17 protein-coding genes are annotated in these 19,123 nt (G+C 67.9%); 7 read left to right on the top strand and 10 right to left on the bottom strand.

Features of this window, described 5'->3' with window-relative positions:
* The first annotated feature begins 156 nt into the window (after nucleotides 1-156).
* From IB269_RS10675 to IB269_RS10665, 3 genes are all read left to right on the top strand, one after another.
* Nucleotides 157-771, top strand: a complete 615-nt coding sequence (locus tag IB269_RS10675) for an SCO family protein (RefSeq protein ID WP_034390671.1) — start codon at nucleotides 157-159, stop codon at nucleotides 769-771.
* A 161-nt stretch (nucleotides 772-932) separates the two neighbouring features.
* On the top strand, nucleotides 933-2,510 hold the full coding sequence (locus IB269_RS10670) for a methyl-accepting chemotaxis protein (protein WP_192367138.1): 1,578 nt from the start codon (nucleotides 933-935) through the stop codon (nucleotides 2,508-2,510).
* Nucleotides 2,507-4,264 (top strand): GGDEF domain-containing phosphodiesterase, encoded by a 1,758-nt coding sequence (locus IB269_RS10665; protein ID WP_192367137.1) that lies wholly within the window; start codon nucleotides 2,507-2,509, stop codon nucleotides 4,262-4,264. The genes IB269_RS10670 and IB269_RS10665 overlap by 4 nt, the downstream gene beginning before the upstream one ends.
* Nucleotides 4,265-4,280: 16 nt before the next feature.
* On the opposite strand, the gene IB269_RS10660 is transcribed toward IB269_RS10665, so the two are convergent.
* The 10 genes from IB269_RS10660 to IB269_RS10615 form a co-directional block, all read right to left on the bottom strand.
* The gene (locus IB269_RS10660) at nucleotides 4,281-4,589 is read right to left on the bottom strand and encodes an addiction module antidote protein (protein WP_063327131.1); all 309 of its coding nucleotides are present in this window, start codon (nucleotides 4,587-4,589) and stop codon (nucleotides 4,281-4,283) included.
* Nucleotides 4,586-4,882, bottom strand: a complete 297-nt coding sequence (locus tag IB269_RS10655; protein ID WP_192367136.1) for a type II toxin-antitoxin system RelE/ParE family toxin — start codon at nucleotides 4,880-4,882, stop codon at nucleotides 4,586-4,588. Before IB269_RS10655 ends, IB269_RS10660 begins: the two co-directional genes overlap by 4 nt.
* A 47-nt stretch (nucleotides 4,883-4,929) precedes the next feature.
* The gene (locus IB269_RS10650) at nucleotides 4,930-5,613 is read right to left on the bottom strand and encodes a Crp/Fnr family transcriptional regulator (RefSeq protein ID WP_192367135.1); all 684 of its coding nucleotides are present in this window, start codon (nucleotides 5,611-5,613) and stop codon (nucleotides 4,930-4,932) included.
* Between the two features lie 235 nt (nucleotides 5,614-5,848).
* Entirely contained in the window at nucleotides 5,849-6,835 is a 987-nt protein-coding gene (locus IB269_RS10645) for a DUF6999 family protein (protein ID WP_192367134.1), read from the bottom strand.
* Nucleotides 6,835-8,796 (bottom strand): 3-oxoacyl-[acyl-carrier-protein] synthase III C-terminal domain-containing protein, encoded by a 1,962-nt coding sequence (locus IB269_RS10640; protein WP_192367133.1) that lies wholly within the window; start codon nucleotides 8,794-8,796, stop codon nucleotides 6,835-6,837. Before IB269_RS10640 ends, IB269_RS10645 begins: the two co-directional genes overlap by 1 nt.
* Before the next feature lie 15 nt (nucleotides 8,797-8,811).
* The gene (locus tag IB269_RS10635) at nucleotides 8,812-9,747 is read right to left on the bottom strand and encodes a fatty acid desaturase (protein ID WP_192367132.1); all 936 of its coding nucleotides are present in this window, start codon (nucleotides 9,745-9,747) and stop codon (nucleotides 8,812-8,814) included.
* Nucleotides 9,744-10,490 carry a sterol desaturase family protein gene (locus tag IB269_RS10630; RefSeq protein WP_192367131.1) on the bottom strand — a complete coding sequence of 249 codons (747 nt, stop codon included), beginning with the start codon at nucleotides 10,488-10,490 and terminating at the stop codon, nucleotides 9,744-9,746. The genes IB269_RS10635 and IB269_RS10630 overlap by 4 nt, the downstream gene beginning before the upstream one ends.
* Nucleotides 10,491-10,509: 19 nt before the next feature.
* Nucleotides 10,510-11,502, bottom strand: coding sequence for a Bug family tripartite tricarboxylate transporter substrate binding protein (locus IB269_RS10625; RefSeq protein WP_034390683.1), 993 nt, complete (start codon nucleotides 11,500-11,502; stop codon nucleotides 10,510-10,512).
* Nucleotides 11,503-11,599: 97 nt separating this feature from the next.
* Entirely contained in the window at nucleotides 11,600-12,544 is a 945-nt protein-coding gene (gene rpoH / locus IB269_RS10620; RefSeq protein WP_012203622.1) for an RNA polymerase sigma factor RpoH, read from the bottom strand.
* A gap of 186 nt (nucleotides 12,545-12,730) precedes the next feature.
* Entirely contained in the window at nucleotides 12,731-13,519 is a 789-nt protein-coding gene (locus tag IB269_RS10615; RefSeq protein ID WP_034390686.1) for an IclR family transcriptional regulator, read from the bottom strand.
* Between the two features lie 276 nt (nucleotides 13,520-13,795).
* Between IB269_RS10615 and IB269_RS10610 the strand changes: the two genes are divergently transcribed.
* The 4 genes from IB269_RS10610 to IB269_RS10595 all read left to right on the top strand — a co-directional run bounded on the left by IB269_RS10610 (nucleotide 13,796) and on the right by IB269_RS10595 (nucleotide 19,114).
* The gene (locus IB269_RS10610; RefSeq protein ID WP_192367130.1) at nucleotides 13,796-14,773 is read left to right on the top strand and encodes a tripartite tricarboxylate transporter substrate binding protein; all 978 of its coding nucleotides are present in this window, start codon (nucleotides 13,796-13,798) and stop codon (nucleotides 14,771-14,773) included.
* Nucleotides 14,774-14,806: 33 nt separating this feature from the next.
* Nucleotides 14,807-15,598 carry an enoyl-CoA hydratase/isomerase family protein gene (locus tag IB269_RS10605; protein ID WP_192367129.1) on the top strand — a complete coding sequence of 264 codons (792 nt, stop codon included), beginning with the start codon at nucleotides 14,807-14,809 and terminating at the stop codon, nucleotides 15,596-15,598.
* Nucleotides 15,599-15,602: 4 nt separating this feature from the next.
* On the top strand, nucleotides 15,603-17,705 hold the full coding sequence (locus tag IB269_RS10600) for an acetate--CoA ligase family protein (RefSeq protein ID WP_192367128.1): 2,103 nt from the start codon (nucleotides 15,603-15,605) through the stop codon (nucleotides 17,703-17,705).
* A gap of 71 nt (nucleotides 17,706-17,776) precedes the next feature.
* Nucleotides 17,777-19,114 (top strand): MmgE/PrpD family protein, encoded by a 1,338-nt coding sequence (locus IB269_RS10595; protein ID WP_192367127.1) that lies wholly within the window; start codon nucleotides 17,777-17,779, stop codon nucleotides 19,112-19,114.
* The last annotated feature ends 9 nt before the right edge of the window (nucleotides 19,115-19,123 follow it).

The raw sequence follows: 19,123 nt of genomic DNA, 5'->3' as shown, positions 1-19,123 counted from the left end.
GGCCCCGCAGCGCCGGGGTCTTGCGGTTATGGGTTATGGTTTGCGGCTGTGCGAAAGCGCCTTCAGCGGATGCTTTCGCCTTTTCCCTTTCCAGCCCGGGCCGGAGCGCAGCCTTTGCGGCCACGCAGCCTGCGGCAACTACCTTGTTGAGGAAGCATGAACAAACGGACAGCGCTGCGCGTTCTGGGCTTGACCGCCATGGCATGGGGCGCCCTGGCGCTGAGCGGATGCTCGCGCGAGGCAAAGACCAGTTTCCAGGGCGTCGATGTCACGGGCGCCGAGTACGCCAAGGACATTCCCCTGCGCGATGTGGACGGCAAGCAGCGCAGCATCAAGGACTTTGCGGGCAAGGTCGTCGTGGTCTTCTTCGGCTACACGCAATGCCCCGATGTCTGCCCCACCACCCTGCAGGAGCTGGTCGAGGTCAAGCAGCAGTTGGGCGCCGATGGCGACAGGCTGCAGGGCGTCTTCGTCACCCTGGACCCTGAGCGCGACACGCCCGAGGTGCTCAAGGCCTACCTGGGCAACTTTGATCCCGGCTTCGTCGGCCTGCACGGCACGCCGGACGAGACGGCGGCCGTGGCCAAGGACTTCAAGCTCTTCTACAAGAAAGTGCCCGGCAAGACCGAAGGCACCTACACGCTGGACCATTCGGCCGGCAGCTATGTCTATGACACGGCCGGCCGCCTGCGCGTGTACGAGCGCTACGGCGGCGGCCCGCAGGTGCTGGGCGCCGACGTCAAGGCCCTGCTGCAGGAAAAGCGTTCCTGATCCTGCGCGCGCCGCAGTCAATGTGACCCCCGTCACATTGACTGCGTTTAGGTGCGCTGCAGCACACCATCCCTGATGTGCATCGCCTCAGGACTGCTTAGAGTGGGCCCCGCCTGGGGGTGTCATGCCGACGCCCCGCCCATCTCCGAGAGACCTGATCCATGCGGCGAAACGTGTACGTCACCCAGCGTGAGTACCCTCTGAGCGAAGGAGAGACGCTTCTTTCCGTCACCGACCTGAAGGGGCGCATCGTCTATGCCAACGATGCCTTCATCCGCGTCAGCGGCTTCGAGGCCGCCGAGCTCTACGGCAAGGCCCACAGCATCGTGCGCCATCCCGACATGCCGGCCGCCGCCTTTGCCGACATGTGGTCCACCATCCAGCGCGGGCTTCCCTGGAGCGCCCTGGTCAAGAACCGGCGCAAGAACGGCGACCACTACTGGGTGCGCGCCAACGCCAGTCCCATACGCCATGCGGGCGCCGTGGTCGGCTACCTGTCCGTGCGCACCCGGCCCGAGCCGCGCGAGGTGCAGCAGCATGCGGCGCTCTATGAACAGATCAATGCCGGCGTGCGCTCGCTTGGCCTGCACCGGGGCTTTCCCGTGGGGCGCGGCGCCGTGGGCGCGCTGCAGCGGTGGTGGCGCTTTCGGCCACTGGCCTGGCGCGTGCAGGCCGTGGTGGCCGGCCTGTGGCTGCTGGGGTCGGCCGGGCTGTGGTCTTCCGCGCTGCAGGCATCGGCCGTGCCGCTGGCGCAGGTCTGGCCGGCATGGCTGATCTGGAGCCTGGCCTGCGTGGCGGCCGGGCAGTGGCTGCGCAGCCGGCTGCTCATGCCCCTGGCGGCGCTGCGCGGCCAGGCCCAGGCCGTGGCCAGCGGGCAGCAGACCGATGCACGGTTCCTGCAGCGCACGGACGAGATCGGTGCCATCGGCAGCGCCGTGCGGCAGACCGGGCTCAACCTGGTCTCCCTGGTCGGCGACATCCAGGGCAAGAGCGACCAGGTGCGCCGCTGCGCGCTGGCCGTGCAGCAGGGCAGTACCGAACTGAGCGATCGCACCGAAGCCGCGGCCGCAAGCCTGGAGCAATCGGCCCAGGCCATGCAGGCCCTGGCCAGCGCCATCGAGCGCAGCAGCGCCCAGGCCGGCGAGGCCGCCGCCCGCGCGCGCCACGGCGTGGACATGGCAGGGCAGAGCAGCCGCATGGTCGTGCAACTGGACCAGGGCATGCGCGGCGTGGCCCAGACCAGCGACCAGGTGGGGCAGATCAGCTCGCTCATCGACGGCATCGCCTTCCAGACCAACCTGCTGGCGCTCAACGCCGCCGTGGAGGCGGCACGCGCCGGAGAACACGGCAAGGGCTTTGCCGTGGTGGCCGATGAGGTGCGCGGCCTGTCCCAACGCAGCGCCCACGCCGCGCGCCAGATCAAGGCGTTGATCGAGGCATCGCAGCAGCAGGTGGCGCAAAGCTGCGCCATGGCGCGTGAAGTGGGCGAGGCCATGCTGGCCGTGCAGGCCGATATGCGCGAGCAACTGGTGCTGGCCGAAGGCATGCAGGCCGCCAGCCAGGCCCAGGCCGGCGGCGTGCAGCAGGTGCAGGCCGCCGTGCAGCAGCTCGAACAGATGACCCAGCACAATGCCGCCCTGGCGCGCGACACCATCGGGCACGCACAGCTGCTGGCCGGACAGGCGCAGGCGCTGGAGGCTGCGGCATCGGTCTTTCACGGCAGCGGGGCGTCCGCATGATGGCGGCGGGCTGGAGCATGGTTGCCGGCGATCCCACCGCACCGGGCGAGGCGCTGGACGAAGACCTCAAGCGCGTGGCCATGGAGGCCGCGCCCGACGGTATCTTGCTTGTGGACCGCAGCGGCCGCATCCTGCTGGCCAATCCCGCCATGCAGGCCATGAGCGGCTATGGCGCCGCCGAATTGCTGGGCCACTCGCTGCAGATGCTGCTGCCGGCCGAGGCGCAGGCGGCCCACGGGCCGCAACTGCAGTCCTACTTCGCCCAGCCCGCGCGCCGGCCCATGGGCCAGGGGCGGGACCTGTGGCTGCTGCGCAAGGACGGCAAGCGCCTGTCGGTGGACATCGCCCTGGGCCACTCGCCGCACGGCAGCGGCGTGGCCGTGGCCTTTGTGCGCGACCTGTCGCAGCTGCGCCAGATGGAAGCCTGCATGCACTACCACGCCACCCACGACACGCTGACGGGCCTGCTCAACCGCTGGCAGTTCGGGCTGCAGGTGGAACAGGCGATCTCGCAAGCGCAGGCGCAGTCTGAATCGGGCGCCGGCCCCGCGTCCTTTGCGCTGCTGCTGCTCGACCTCGACAACTTCAAGGCCATCAACGACGGTTATGGCCACGACGTGGGCGACCAGGTCCTCAAGGAGGTGGCGCGCCGCCTGCAGGTCGCGCTGGGCGGCTCGGCCACGCTGGCGCGCATGGGCGGTGACGAGTTCACCGCCCTGCTGAAGCCCTGCAACGAGCCCGATCTGCGCCAGCGCATCGACGCGCTGCTGCACGAGCTGTGCCGGCCCTGCGCCATAGGCCACTACGCGCTGAACTTCGGTGCCAGCGTGGGCGCAGCCTTCTATCCCCAGGACGCGGGCGATGCGGCCACCCTCATGCGCTATGCCGACATGGCCATGTACGACGCCAAGCAGCGCAGCCGCTCCTCCTATGCGCGCTATGCCTGCGCCATGGGCGAGGCCATGGCAGAGAAAGTGCTGCTGCACGAACGCCTCAAGCGTGCCCTGGACCGGGGCCTGCTGAGCCTGCACTTCCAGCCCCAGGTGCAGGTGCTGGGCGGCCAGGTCCAGGGCGTGGAAGCCCTGCTGCGCTGGAACGACGAGCAGATGGGCTGGGTCTCGCCCGAACGCTTCGTGCCCGTGGCCGAATCCACGGGCCTGATCCTGGCCCTGGGGGAATGGGTGATCGATGCTGCCTGCCGCCAGGCCGGCGACTGGCTGCGCGCAGGCATGCCGCTGCGCGTGGCGGTCAACCTCTCGGCCCAGCAACTGCGCCAGGCCGACCTGCAGCAGCGCCTCATGGCCAGCCTGGCTCGGCATGGCGTGCCGCCGCACCTGTTGGAGCTGGAAGTCACCGAGTCTGCCGCCATGACCGACCCTCTGCAGGCGCGCGAGCTGCTGGGCAGCCTGCTGGCGGCCGGCGTCTGCGTGGTGCTGGACGATTTCGGCACCGGCTACTCCTCGCTGGCCCACCTGCGCGATCTGCCCGTCTCGCGCGTGAAGATAGACCGCACCTTCATCGGCCCCATGCTCGACAGCCCGGCCGACGCCAAGATCGTCAAGGCCGTGATCGCGCTGGCCCGAACCCTGGGCCTGCAGGTGGTCGCCGAAGGCGTGGAAACGGCCGAGCAATTGCGCCTGCTGCGCATCCTGGACTGCGACGCCTACCAGGGCTGGCTCTTCGCCCGCGCCCTGCCGGCAGAGCAGATTCCGCCTCTGTTGCAAAGGCCTGCAGAGGCGGTGTTGGTGCAGTAAGCGGGTGGCCCGAGTGTCAGGCTGCTGGCTGCTGCGATGCGGCAGGAGCGATGGTGAGCCTGAAGCCCATGGCCTGTATCACCTTGAACAGCGTCTCGGAACTGGGCGCCCGTTCGCCAGACAGGCTTTTGTAGAGGCTTTCGCGAGAAAGTCCGGTGTCGCGAGCGAGCTGAGTCATGCCGCGCGCGCGTGCGATGTCGCCCAGCGCCGCAGCCAGTTCGGCCGGATCGTTGTCTTCCAGCGCCTGGCGCAGGTACTCCACGATTTCCTCTTCGGTGCCGAGGTAGTTGGCCATGTCGAATGGCCGCATCTTGATGTTGCTCATAGCTTGATCTCCCTGGCCATCGCCCTGGCCGCAGCAATGTCCTGCGCCTGGCTGGACTTGTCTCCGCCGCCAAGCATCACGATCAGAACATGATCGCGTTGGATGTAGTACATGCGCCAACCTGGCCCGAAAAACTCGCGCATCTCCCATAGGCCCTCGCCAACGGATTTCACGTCTCCCAGGTTTCCGCGCATGGCTTTGCCCAGGCGACGACGCAGGCGGATACGAGTTGGCATGTCACGAATGCTGTCTACCCAATCAGCAAACGCCTCGGTTTCGATGACGCTGTACATGGTTGGATTGTAGCCAGTTGGCTACAAAAGAAGCCTGGTATGGGTGTTCAGCCTCCCATCCCCTGGTACTCCAAATCCCTCACCCCACCCCCACTGATCTTCAACAACACCGCAGGCTGCAGCACGCAGTGCCATCGGTCGGGCCGCTCCAGCGCGCCGAGCTGCACCAGGCGCACAAGGCTGCGCGCGATGGTTTCGCGCGTGGTGGCCAGCAGGGCGGCCAATGCGCCCTGGCTGGGCAGGCGCACGAGCAGGCTTGACTGCAGAGCTGCCAGTTGCATCAGGGTGGCGGCCAGCTGGCGCAGCACGCCGGGGATGCGGACGATGTGGGCCCATTCCGCCAGCAGGGCGTTGTTGCAGGTGTAGCTGGTGGCCAGCGCGCGCACGAAGGCGGCATCGACCAGGCCGCGGCGCGTGATGGTGGCGATGTCCACGCAGCAGATGCGCCCCGGGCTCAGTGCCTCGAAGTGCATGGCCGAGGGCTGCTGCAGCCAGCCCGGGCTGCCCAGCGCGTGGCCGTTGCCGAACAGCGCCACAGGCCGCTGCACGCCGTCGCCGCCACGGCGGATGGCCAGGACGAAGCCGATCTTGATCACCTGGAATTCATGGGCGACGCTGCCCTGCGCCTGGAGCTTCTGGCCCTTGGCCAGGCCGCGTTCGCGGATATGCGGCAGCCATTGCTGGAATGCGGGCGCGGGCAACTGGCCCAGCAGGCAATGGGACGAACGCATGCATTCGCTGCAGCGAACCGCTGAAGGCGTGGAGGACGACGATGGCATGGGGCACGCAGGCTAGGATGCGCCGCAGCCTGGGCGGGCAGACAGCCACCCAGGGCACCGGCAGTGGACCCGGGCGGCGCGCCCCGGGAGAAGCCGTGCAGGCTAGCGGGCTATGCCGTTGAATGCAACGCGATGTAACGCGTTTCGCGCGGGATGGCGGCCATCTGCCGCTGTTTCTTGACCTGGGTCAGACGGCTGCGGTGCTGTCGGCGTTGTTGGCGCTGCCGCTGCTGCCGCTGCTGCCACTGCTGCCACTGCCGTGGGCGCGGGCCGCCTCGCGCATGCGTGCCAGCTCGCGGGCGGGCAGCGGGATGTCGCCGCTGGCGACCTTCATCAGCAGGCAGTGCAGCATTTCGGTGGACAGGCCGTGCAGCACCAGGCGGTGGCCGGCGCGCAGGGTGGACAGCGGCACCAGCGGGTGCTTGTTGTTGAGCATGACCAGATGCTCGGGCGAGGCGAGGATCTTGGCCGCATAGATGGCGACGGTCTCGTCCAGCTGCAGCGAGTTGCTGGCGCGCCAGAAGTCGTTGTCGGTCAGCAGCAGCTGGTAGACGGGCGTGTAGACCTCGATGGCGCTTTGCAGGTCCAGCAGGTTCAGGCGCCCGCGCGGCATGTCCTCAAGGCGCAGGGGCGGGTTGCGCAGCATGGCGAAGTCGGGCTCGGCCACCGGCTGCAGTTCCTGGCCTGCGGCGCGCAGCGCGTTGTTCAGGCGGATGACGAAGTTGAACAGATTCAGGTCGTGCCTGAGGAACAGGTCGTCCTTGATGTCGTCGATGCTGTCCGGCTCCAGCGGTGTGGTGGACACGGGCGTGGGCGCGTTGGCCGCGACAAAGGCCAGGATCTGCGAGCCCAGGTGGAAGTGGCGCAGGATGAGCCAGTTGGCCTCGGGCGAGACGAAGCGGTTCATGCTGAAGGCCAGCAGCCGGTGCAGCAGCCTGGAGTGCGCCCAGTTGCGCGGCAGCAGCACCTTGAGGATCTGGATGAGCACGATGCTGGTGCGTGCCAGCGGCCGCAGGAAGGGCAGCAGGTACTGGCGCGAGCCGCTGCTGCAGTCACGCAGCCAGGCGGCCTTGACGTCGTCGGGCAGCGGCGTGCTCTGGTCCAGGTACAGCGCGCGCCAGGGGCTGGGGTCGCGCTCGTCGTGGGGCGGTTCGATGAAGTCTGGTGGTTGCATCAGTGCTCCTCGGGCAGGACATGCTCGAACTGCATCAGGTACAGCGCCGCCGTGTGGCGCGCGGTGCGCACGATGGCCTGCGCCGCCGTGCCCCCGCTGCCGTCTGTGTCGTCTGTGCCGTCCAGCGCCATCACCATCTGCACGGCCATGAGCCAGCGCTCCAGGTGGTGTTCGTCGTTGGCTCCGTGGTATTCCAGGAAGCGGAAGGCATCGGGCGGCAGCGGCAGGCTGGCGCGCAGCAGCGGCAGCAGGCTGGGCACGATGCGCTGGCCCGTGCCTTCGATGATGTAGATGGCGCCCAGCAGGCCGACCGGATTGGGCGTGGCGGCCAGGCCGTGCAGGTAGGCGTTGAGCGCCTCGCCGCCGGGGTTGCGGCGCAGCCGGGTGAGGTCGGTCTCGGTGCCGCCGGCCTTGAGGTAGTCCTCGTGCAGGATGCGGAAGTCGTTCTGCTCCTCGCCCGCATGCACGTCGATCAGCGCAGCCAGCGCCGCATGTTCGCCAGTCAGCGAGGCCGCGCCCTCGCGCATCCACAGGCTGCCCTCGCGCACCTGGGGAACCCAGTGGCTCATCCAGCGCACGTAGTCCGCCGTCTGCAGCCTGCCTGTGCGTATGCGCTGCAGCAGCGGCGTGCGCCACACGCGCGAGCGGTAGTCCTGCCAGAGGCTGGCCAGTTCGGTCAGCAGCGGCGCCAGCGTGGCCGGGGCCTGGTTCGGATCGTGGGGCGGGGCGATGGTGGAGACATCGGGCAGCAGGTCCGGGGCAGCGGGAGCTTTGGCGGTGGCACTGCGTGCTGCGGCGGTGGTCGGGGTGGCGGTGGGAGCCTGGGCCGCATCCTCCACTTCCAGCAGCATGTAGCCGGCCGTGAAGCGGCCCGATTCGGGAATGAAGCACAGCACGGTGTCGCCGTGCTTCAGGCGTGCCGATTGCGTGCGCAGGAACTCGGACAGCATCACGAAGATGGAGGCCGCGCCCGTGTTGCCACGCCAGGCCAGGTTGCTCCACCAGCGCTCGCGCGGGATGCCGAGCTGGGCCTTGCCCAGCAGCTCATCGACCACGGGGATGAAGCGCTCGGACGAGTAGTGGCACAGGAAATGGTCGATGCCGCGCTCGGGCACCCAGCCCGTGTGCGCCAGGTGGGCGTATTCGTGGATGCAGACATCGAACAGGTGCGGCAGCAGGCGGATGTCCTGGCGCAGCGACAGCGCGCCTGCGGCCTCGGCATCGCCCCAGGCGGCAAAGTCCAGGTGGCTGGTGGCGCGGTCGGGCGTCAGGCCCAGCTGCATGCAGACCGGGTAGTCGCCCGCAAAGCTGCGCAGGTGCGTCCAGCGCAGCTTCAGGCGCAGGCCCGGCGCCTGGGGCAGGGCCTGAGGGCCGCCCAGCAGCACGGCGCCTGCGCCATCGGACAGCATCCAGCGCAGGAAGTGGGCGTCGAAGTCCGTGTTGTATCCCTGGGCCGCGAAGCGCGAGCGCTTGAACAGGCGCGAGGGCATTTCACTGGCTACGGCCAGGGCCAGCGAGTCTGGCGCACGGTCCACGGCCTGGGCCGCCGCCTGCAGCGCGCCCACGCTGGCGGCGCAGACGCCGTGCACGGACAGGGTCTCCATGGGCGGCGCGGCCATCTCGCCCTGGATCATGTTGGCAAAGCCGGGCATGAGCGCATCGCCGCCCGACGAGCCGCTGGCCAGGAAGCCGACATCGCCCAGCGCACGCCCGGCCTGCGCCAGGCAGTCATGGATGGCCTGGGCGGCCATGGCCGTGTTGCTGTGGACGGTGCGGCCTTCGGCGTCTATGGCGTAGTGGCGCTGGACAATGCCGTTCTCGGCCAGGATGCGGCGCTTGAGGCGCTCGGACAGGCGGTTGAGCGGCGCCACGTAGGCATCCATGCCTGCGTTGTCCACGGGTTCACCGGGCAGGAACATGCCTGCGGCATGCAGATAGACGTTGGAATAGGCGACGGGCATGGGTTCAGGGTCGTATCAGTCGTATGTTCCGGGAGGCATTTGCGCACGCGTGCGCGCCGGCGGCCAGACCGTGCCGAGCACGAAGACGCGGGCCATGTAGGGTAGCAGTCCGCCTTCGTTGAGCGCAGGGGCCACGCGCTGGCGGTAGTGTTCGCTGTGCAGGCGCGTGAGCTCGGACCAGTGGGCCTGGGGCCGCTCGTGGTGGGCCGTGTGCAGGCCGATGTTGAACAGCAGCGGATTGACCCAGCCCTCGAAGTTGCGCGCGTAGTTCAGTGGCGTGGCGCTGTCCATCCGCTGGCCGCGCGTCAGCGGCCGGCCATCGGCATGGGCGTGCTGCAGGTAGTTGGTGGCCAGCAGCCAGTGCAGGCCATGCAGCTGGGGAACGATCACCAGCAGCAAGGCCTTCTGCCAATCCAGCGACAGCAGCAGTGCCCAACTGCCCAGCCACAGCAGGTACTGGCCCATGCAGTAGCGAAAAGCGCCGGGCCAATGCCGCCGCAGCTGGCCCAGCCAGCGCAGGAACAGCGGGTACAGCACCCAGCCGGCCTGCAGCGGGTGGAGCAGGTAGCCCAGCAGATGGTTGTGGTCGCCGCCGAAGCGGTAGGTGCGTGCCATGTCGCGCGGGCCGTGGCGGAAGCGGTGGTGGTTGGCCACATGGGCGGGCCAGAACACAAAGGTCGGGTGGCCCTGCAGCAGGGTCAGCCAGTAGTCGGTGAAGCGGTTGGCCCAGCGCCCGCGCCACATGCGCAAATGCGTGTGGTTGTGGTGGATGACGCCCACGCCCAGCGTGAGGAACAGCTCGATCCCGTAGAGCCACAGGTTCCAGCCGTGCTGCCACTGCCACCACACGATCAGCGGCAGCGCCACCAGATAGGCCAGCGACTGCAGGTCGCGCCAGTGGCGCAGCCGGGGCAGCCGGGGCTGGACGTGGCGAGCAGGCGGTCGGCTCATTCCGTCCTGGGCCGGGCCGTGGCGGGCAGTGCCACGCGCGTGCGCATCAGCCGGTCCATGAAGGCCAGCGCAAAGCCGTAGTTGCCATTGGGCCGGGCATGGTGCAGATGGTGGCGCCGGCTGGCGGCCAGCGCATGCGTGTCGGACACCCCGGGAAAGAAGTCATAGTTGGAGTGGCCTATGACGTTCAGCAGCAGGCTGAGTACCGGCACCGAGGCGAGCGACCAGAAGCTGAAGTCATGCACCACCATGGGCAGCAGGATGACGTTGCCCAGCATCAGCGCCTCGATGGGATGGAAGCTGTAGGTGGACCACGGCGTGGTGACGATGGAGCGGTGGTGGTCACCATGAAAGCGCCCCAGCAGCCGCGTATGCAGCAGGCGGTGGTTGATCCAGAAATGCACATCGTTCCAGATCAGCAGCACCACGATTTCGATGGCAATGCGCCAGGGGCCTGCATCGGGCTCTAGCCGCGCCCACCCCAATTGCAGAAGGCCCCAGGGCACGATCATGCCGATGCCGAAGATCAGCACCGAATGCAGCGACTGGCGCCATTCGCGGCGCAACTGGTCGGGCTTGAGCGGGCGCGTGTCCAGCACGCGGCCCACGCCGCGCCGCTGCAGCCAGCGCGTGAGCGCCGTCATGCACCAGCCGCCGGCCGTGTACAGCACGCCGAAGAAGAGCAGGCCCCAGGCCATGACCTGCCAGGCGTTGAGTTCGGTGAAGGCTTGGGCAGCGGTCATGGCAGTGTGATCGAGCACGTCATTGCGCGTGGATTCCCTGTTCGCGGATGATGCGGCCCAGTGCCGTCACGTCCTGGCGTATGCGCAGGGCCAGGCCCTCGGGCGAGCTGCCGACAGCCTGCCAGCCCTGGGCGGCCAGGCGTGCACGCATCTCGGGCGAGCGCACGATCTCGCTGACCGCTTCGGCCAGCTTCTGCACATGGGCGGCGGGCATGGCCTTGGGCGCGGCCACGGCGTTCCAGATCTCCAGATCGAAATCCCCCACGCCCAGCTCCTTGAGGCTGGGCAGTCCCGGCGCCAGCGGGCTGCGCGCGGCCGAGGTCACGGCCACGCCGCGCAGCTTGCCGGCCTGCACCTGGGCCATGGCCAGTGCGGGCGGCAGCATGGACAGCTGCAGGTCGCCGCCCTGGATGGCGTTGAACACCTGCGGATAGCCGGGGTAGGGAATGTGTTCGGGCCTGAGCGCGGAGCGGCTCTTGAGCAGCTCCATGCCCAGGTGGCCCACCGTGCCCACGCCAGGGGAGCCGTAGCTCCAGCGGCTGCCGGCCTGGGCCGCGGCCTCCAGGAAAGCGCGGCCCTCGGGCGCGCCAGCCGGAGCCACCAGCACCAGGGGCGCCACGCCGATCAGGCTGACGGGCTGCAGGTCCTTCACAGGGTCGTAGCGCACGGCGGGGTTGAGCAGGCGGGCAATCGTCAGGTTGCCGTTGATCATCACGCTGAAGGTATGGCCGTCGCGCGCACGGGCCACCTGCTCGCCTGCGATGTTGCCGCCGGCGCCCACCTTGTTCTCGACGATGACGGGCTGGCCCAGGCGCTTTTCCAGCGGCTCGGCCAGTGCGCGCGCCGTGAGGTCCGGGGAAGATCCTGCGGGAAAGCCGACGATCAGGTGCAGCGGCTTGCTGGGCCAGTTATCGCCCGCCACGGCAGCGCAAGGCAGCAGGGCCGAAGCCAGGGCGGTGGCCAAGGCATTGGCGAAGAGGCGGCGTAGTGGCGAGATGGCGCTGGCGGGCATGGGGTACGTGGGGGCCGCAAAGGCTGCGGGCAATAAAAAACCCGGAGATTATCCGGGTTTGTCGTGAAGCGGCCTGTCAGCCCAGGCCGTCAGGCCATCAGGCGAACTCGGCCAGGGCCTTCTTCATCTTCTTCATGGCAGCCACCTCGATCTGGCGGATGCGCTCGGCGCTGACACCGTACACGGCGGCCAGCTCATGCAGCGTCATGCCGCCCGAGCCGTCGTCGTTGACCTTGAGCCAGCGCTCCTCGACGATGCGGCGGCTGCGGTCGTCCAGCGAATCCAGCGCCATGGCAATGCCGTCGGTGGCCAGGTGGTCGCGCTGGCGCGACTCGATCATGGCCGTGGGTTCGTGTGCACCATCGGCCAGGTAGGCGATGGGGCCGAAGGCCTGCTCGCCATCGTCGCTGGGCGAGGGGTCCAGCAGCACGTCGCCACCGGCCAGGCGCGTTTCCATCTCCATGACTTCTTCGCGCTTGACGTTGAGCTTCTCTGCCACGGCGTCGATCTCGCCCGAGGTCAGCGTGTCACGCAGCATGGCGCCGTCCTCGGCCATGGCGGCGTCGGACTTCAGGCCCTGCTTCATGGAACGCAGGTTGAAGAACAGCTTGCGCTGGGCCTTGGTCGTGGCGACCTTGACCATGCGCCAGTTCTTCAGGATGTACTCGTGGATCTCGGCCTTGATCCAGTGCATGGCATAGCTCACCAGGCGCACGTTCTGATCGGGGTCGAAGCGCTTGACGGCCTTCATCAGGCCCACGTTGCCTTCCTGGATCAGGTCGCCGTGCGGCAGGCCGTAGCCCAGGTACTGGCGCGAGATGGACACCACCAGACGCAGGTGGGACATCACCAGACGCCCTGCGGCGTCCAGGTCGCTGTGTTCTTTGAGCTTGCGGGCGTAGTCCTGCTCTTCCTCAAGGGTGAGCATGGGCAGGCGGTTGACCGCGGAAATGTAGGCATCCAGATTGCCCAGAGGCGGCACCAGGGCCCAGGGGTTAGCGGGTGCCAAGGTGGTCGCAATGGAGCCGGAGGCGTTTGTCATTGCAGAGTTCCTTTCTTCCATTCCTTCATATTAGCACTCGTTATGACCGAGTGCTAAAGCCAAAGTTCCGTGGGTTTTTCAGACGGTTGCACTCATTTTTGGAGTGCCAAAAGTCGTTTGTGCCTAGTCTGAGCGATTTTTGGAAACCCTGCTTGCCAGCGGTGGGCGCATATTGCTGGGAGAGCATTACAGTTTTTCCAGCAGGCTTTCAATCTGCCGGCCCAGTTGCAGCAAGGCCGGGTGCAGCTCCTGCACGATGGCCGGCAAAGGCTCCGTGGTGGAGACGCTGCAGTTCAGGACATAGATGGCATCGGGTGTCACCAGCGGCGTGGCCAGCGCAACCACTTCCGGCTGCCACGATGCGGCGCAGAAGCCTTGGCTTTTCACGGACTTGATCGCCGCCTGGATCTGCTGCTCCAGCGCAGGCCATTGGGCGCCCCTCTTGAGCCTGAAGCTGTCGAGCAAGGCCTTGCGCCTGGCCGAGGGCGCCGCCGCCAGGTAGGCACGCCCCAGTGATGTCAGTTCCATGGGAACACGCTGGCCCGAGACCACATGCCTGAGCACGATCCGGCGGTTGTAGCGGATGGATTCCAGGTAGACCATCTCGTCCCTGTCGGGACATGCCAGGCCCACGTTGATCCGGCGTGTCTCGGCGAGGGTGCGCATCAGGGGCGCCGCGATCGACAGCACCGTCGAGCCCGTGCGCATGGCGTGCGCCAGGCTCAGGACCGCCGGGGCCAGGCGAAAGGCCCGGCTCGGGTGGTCGGCCTGCAGCATGCCGCAGCCCACCAGGGTCTGCGTCAGCCGGGTGACCGTGGCCTTGGACAGGCCGGTGCGTTCCGCCAGGTCGCTGTTGCCCAGCAGTTCCGAGCCGGGCCTGAACGCACGCAGTATTTCGACGCCTCTTTCCAGGGAGCGGTTGCTCGGGGACTGTCCCGGCTTGTCATGGAGGATGGGGGATCGCCTGTTCGTCATGCTGCTGCCGCTGGTGGGAGGACGCGCTTGCCCCGATGTCGAAAGCTGTGTTCTTCCTGCCCGGGTACGGGCGCCTGATGGAAGCCAAGTATTCCACCGAATGCAAGGGAAATGCAGCCGCAGGCTCTGACGCGCTCGCTTTGGAATTTCACTGGTTGGAATATGGGGGGTCACAAGTGCAGTGCGTTTCCCTAAGCTTTCACAAGCCAGTCGCCAACGTCATCGCAACGCTGGCGCAGTGACCGGACCTCTGTCCATAGAACCAGGAGACACACCATGCCCAGTTTCGCCGCCCGCCGTTGTGCAAGGGCCATTGCGTTCATTGCCGTGCTCGCGACTGTCTGCAGCGCAGCATCTGCAGCATTCCCCGAAAAGCCCGTGCGCCTCGTCGTGCCCTTTGCGCCAGGCGGTGGAACGGACCTGATCGCCCGCACGCTGGGGGCCGAGATGGCCAAGGACCTGGGCCAGCCCGTCATCGTGGACAACAAGCCCGGTGCCGGCACGATCATCGGCACCGACAACGTTGCCAAGAGTGCGCCGGACGGATATTCCGTGGTCGTGGCTTCGTTCGCGCACGCCGTCAATCCGGCGTTGCAGGCCAAGCTGCCGTACGGGAGCAACAAGGCCTTTGCCCCGGTGATCCTGATCGGCCGCGGCCCCAACGTGCTGGTGGTGCCCGCCGCCAGCCCGTACAAGACGGTGGCGGACGTGATGGCCGCCGCCAAGGCCAGTCCCGACAAGCTGACCTATGCCTCGCAGGGCGCCGGGACTTCGGCGCATCTGGCGGGTGAGCTGTTCGCCAACCTTGCCAAGGTCCGGCTCACCCATGTGCCCTACCGCGGCGCAGGCCCGGCGCTCACCGATCTCATGGGCGGGCAGGTGGACATGATGTTTGCCACGGCGGCGGCGGTATCCACCTTCATCGACAACGGCAAGCTGCGCGTGCTGGGTGTCACCACGGCCGAGCCGTCTGCGGCCTTCAAGAACGTGCCACCCATTGCCGTCACCGTCCCGGGCTACCGCGTCGAGAGCTGGTATGGCCTGTACGCGCCGGCCGCCACGCCCGCTGCCGTGATCGATCGCCTGAACGCCGCAGCCCGCAAGGCGGCCCGCTCGCCGGACTTCGTTCGCAAGCTGGAGCACGAGGGCCTGATGGTCAATGCCGGACCTGCGGCGGAACTGGACACCTATGTGCAGGCCGAGGAAAAGCGCTGGGCGCAGATCGTCAAGCAAAACAACATCCATCCCGATTGATCGCACGGCCTGCGATCGCTTTCAAAGCACGCCATGAACTACGAACTGATCCAACTGAATGTCGCCGACGCGGTGGCGACCGTGACCCTGAACCGCCCCGACAAGCGCAACGCCATGAGTGACGACATGCGCACCGAGTTCATTGATGCCCTGGAGCGCGTGGCGGCAGACAAGGCCATCAAGGCCCTGGTGCTGACAGGCGCGGGCAAGGGATTTTGCGCAGGCGGGGACATCGCCGGAATGCAAAGGCGCATGAATGCTCCCGCGGGCGAGGTGGGCTTCAACGGCTGGCAGCGCCAGCAGCGCGTGCACCATGTCCAGGCCCTGCTGCACACCATGCCCAAGCCCGTGATCGCCGCCGTCAACGGCGCAGCGTCGGGCCTGGGGGCAGACACGGCGCTGGCCTGCGACTTCGTGATCGCCAGCGAATGGGCCAGCTTCGCGTGGAGCTATGTGCTGCGCGGCATCATCCCGGACGGCGGCGGCATGTACTTCCTGCCGCGCCGTGTGGGCCTGGCCAAGGCCAAGGAGCTGATCTTCACCGGCCGCCAGGTCAAGCTGCCGGAAGCCCTGGCCCTGGGCATCGTGGACCGCCAGGCCAGTGCCGAGACCTTGGTGGCAGACGCCCAGGCCTGGGCGCGCGAGCTGTCCTCGGCTTCTGCCACCGCGCTGGCATTGACCAAGACCATCCTGAACCAGAGCTTCGAGCTGTCTTCGCACGATGTCTTCGCCCAGGGCAGCCAGGCCCAGGGCATCTGCTACACCAGCAGTGAACACCGCGCATCGGTGGAGGCCTTCCTGGCCAAGACGGCCGGCAAGGAGTGATGCCATGAGCGAAGCCATTGCCAAGCTGCTGTCGCCGCGCAGTGTCGCCGTCATAGGCGCCTCTGCCGACCTGAAGAAAACCACGGGTCGCCCGGTGGCCTACCTGCAAAAGCACGGGTTTGCCGGCCGCATTCTGCCCGTCAATCCGCGCGTGGAGCGCATCGGCGATCTGGCCTGCTATCCCGATGTGGCCTCGTTGCCTGAAGTGCCCGATGTGGCCGTCGTGCTGCTGGGCGCCGAGCGTGCGCACCAGGCCGTCAGGGAGCTGTCGGCGCTGGGCTGCGCGGCAGCCATCGTGCTGGCCAGCGGCTATACGGAAACGGGCGAGGACGGGGCGCACCGCCAGCGGCAGCTGATCGAGGCGGCCGGCAGCATGCGCCTGCTGGGGCCCAACACCATCGGGCTGGTCAACCTGACCGACCGGATCGTGCTGTCGCCCTCGGGCGCGCTGGAGATGGACGAGTTCCCCGTCGGAGGCATCGGCGTCGTCTCGCAAAGCGGCGGCATTCTGGGCTCGCTGCTGTCGCGCGCCGCCGCGCGTGGCATCGGCCTGTCCAAGCTCATCTCCACCAGCAACGAAGTCGATCTGGAACTGGCTGACTTCATAGACCACCTGGCCGATGACCCGGCCACCAAGGTGATCGCGCTGTATGTGGAGACGGTGCGCCATCCCGCCAGGTTCCGTGCCGCCTGCCTGAAGGCCGCGCGTGCCGGAAAGCCCGTGGTGGCCTTCAAGATCGGCCGCTCCGAGGCCGGCGCCAAGGCCGCCGTATCGCACACGGGCGCCATGGCCGGTGCGGATCGCATGTACGACGCGCTGTTCCGGCAGGTCGGCGTGATCCGTGCGCAAAGCTTTGCCGACCTGCTGGACGTGCCCGCTGCGCTGGCCACGGGCCGCAGGCTGCGCGGCAGGCGCATCGCCATCCTGACGTCCACCGGCGGTGCGGGCACCCTGGTGTCGGACGATCTGGGCGTGGCCGGATTCGACACGCCGGCCCCTGACCAAGCGACCGCCGACGCACTGCGCGCGCTGCAGACCGGCAGCGAGGCTGTGCTGGACCGCAACCCCATCGACGTGACCCTGGCGGGCCTGCGTCCCGACCTGCTGCGCGGCGCCATCAATGCCTTGCTGGCAAGCCCCAGCTACGACGCGCTGGTGATCATCGTCGGCTCCTCCAGCCTGGCCATGCCTGAATTGCTGGCCGGCGCCATCCAGGACTGCCTGCCCCACTCCGACAAGCCGGTGCTGGCCTACGTCAGCCCGCATGCGCCGGAAATCGGCGCGCTGCTCACGCAACGCGGCGTGCCGGCCTTCGCGGCGGCGGAAAGCTGCACCGCCGCACTGGCGGGCATGCTGCGCGTCAACGGCTTCCAGGGTGCGCCTTCCGAGCTGGTCGTCGGCAAGGACACCCTGCAGGAACTGGACCTGCCCGTCGGCTGTCTCGATGAAGCGCAGGCCAAGGCCGTTTTCCGCCGTTTCGGCGTGCCGTGCGCGGCCGAGCGTGTGGTGCGCACCGCCGAAGAGGCCGAAGCCGCCGCGCGCGAACTGGGCGGCCGGGTGGTGCTCAAGATCCTTTCGTCCCGGATCACGCACAAGAGTGATGTGGGCGGTGTCGCCGTCGGCCTGACTGCGCAAACCATAGGTGCCCGGTTGGGCGCGATGGTGGCCGACGTGCAGGCCCGGGCGGGCGTGCGCCCGGACCGGTTCCTGGTGCAGCAGATGGTGGCCGGTGGCACCGAGCTGATTCTTGGCCTGCACAAGGATGCGCTGGGCACCGCCGTGATGCTGGGCATGGGAGGCGTGACGGCCGAGCTGTTCCAGGACACCACGCTGCGGTTGCTGCCGGACGACGGCTCACAGCTGGGGGTGCTGAGCCTGTCTGACGCCCTGGAGATGGCCAGGGAGCTCAAGACCTGGCCGCTGCTGGACGGCTTTCGCGGCCGGCCCAGGGCCGATGTCGATGCGCTGGCCCATGCCATCGTCGCGTTCTCTGCAATGGCCGCCCGGCTTGGCGACCGCGTGATCGAAGCGGAGATCAACCCGGTGTTCGTGCTGCCGCAGGGCCAGGGCGTGTGCGCGGCCGATGGTGTGCTGGTTCTGGCCTGAGGGTGCCAGGTACTGCACATTTCTTCCAAAAAAAGACGGCCTCATTGAGGGCCAATCCAAGGAGACCACGCATGCATGCGACCGAAGTGTTCGGGCAGTTTGCCGCTCAATACCACCGTACCGAGCTTCCCGAAGCCGTCATCCACCATGCCAAGCGTGCCGTAATCGACTGGTATGCCGCTTTGTTCCCGGGGCTGGGCGCGGCCCCTCTTGCACAGTTGGAGCAGGTGCTTGCCGAGGATCTGGACCGCGGGTCCTGCCGGCTTGGAAACGGCCGCATGGCCACGGCGCGGGCGGCGGCACTGTTCAACGGTTCGGCGGCCCATGCCGCCGAGGTGGACGACAGCTTCCGCGATGCCATGTACCACCCCGGGGCCGCAACCATTGCGGCGGCGTTGGCGGCAAGCCAGCAGGCAGGGGCCAGTGGCCTGGACTTCCTGCGTGCCGTGGTGCTGGGCTATGAGGTCTCCACCCGCATCGGCGTGACCCTGGGCCGGGCCCACTACCGCTTCTGGCACAACACCGGCACCGTGGGCGTCTTCGGGGCAGCGGCTGCCGCAGGGTATGCGCTGCGGCTGGATGCAGGGCAATTCGCCCATGCACTGGCCACGGCGGCCACCTTCTCTGCCGGGTTGCAGCAGGCATTTCGCATGGATTCGATGTCCAAGCCCCTGCATGCCGGGCGCGCAGCGGAGGCCGGCCTGCTGGCCGTGCAGCTTGCGCACCAGGGGGTGACGGGATCGCTGGACGTGCTGGATGGAGAACTGGGCCTGGGCCGCGCAGTCAGCGACGGGCCCGACTGGTCAGACATCGGTGCGACGCTGGGCAGGGACTTCCACATCACCCGGCTCACCTTCAAGAACCACGTCGGCTGCGGCCATACGTTCGCCGCCATCGACGCCGCGCTGGCCTTGCGCAGCCAGCATGCCCTGCGGGCAGACGACATCTGCAGCGTGGCCGTGGCCACCTATGGCCCGGCCCTGGATATCGCCTGCTACACCGATCCTGCGACGGAAAACGAAGCCCGCTTCAGTCTTCGTTTCGTGGTGGCCACGGCCCTGGTCCATGGCAGCGTGCGGCTTTCGGCGTACACCCCGGAGCGACTGGCCGATCCCGCCGTTCGCGCATTGCTTGGGCGTGTCCAGGTGGCCGTGGACCCGCAAATCGACCGGGCCTTCCCTGGCAAGAGATCGGCACGCGTGGAAATCGTCACCAGGGATGGCCGCCGCCATGGCTGGTTCCAGCCGGACCGCAAGGGCGATCCCGAGCTGCCTTTGTCGGATGGGGAACTGGAGGACAAGTTCATCGAGCTTGCCGCGCCCGTCGCCGGCGAGGGACGTGCCCGGCAGCTGCTTTCCAACATCTGGGAGCTTGAACGGGCGGGCTGCCTTGCAGGCCTCGCGGCCTGACAGGGCTGC

It is taken from the genome of Delftia sp. DLF01, from assembly GCF_014852125.1.
GTDB classification, from domain to species: Bacteria; Pseudomonadota; Gammaproteobacteria; order Burkholderiales; family Burkholderiaceae_C; genus Comamonas; species Comamonas acidovorans.
The sequence above is the reverse complement of the archived record's forward strand: the minus strand, read 5'-3'. Positions and strand labels throughout refer to the sequence as shown.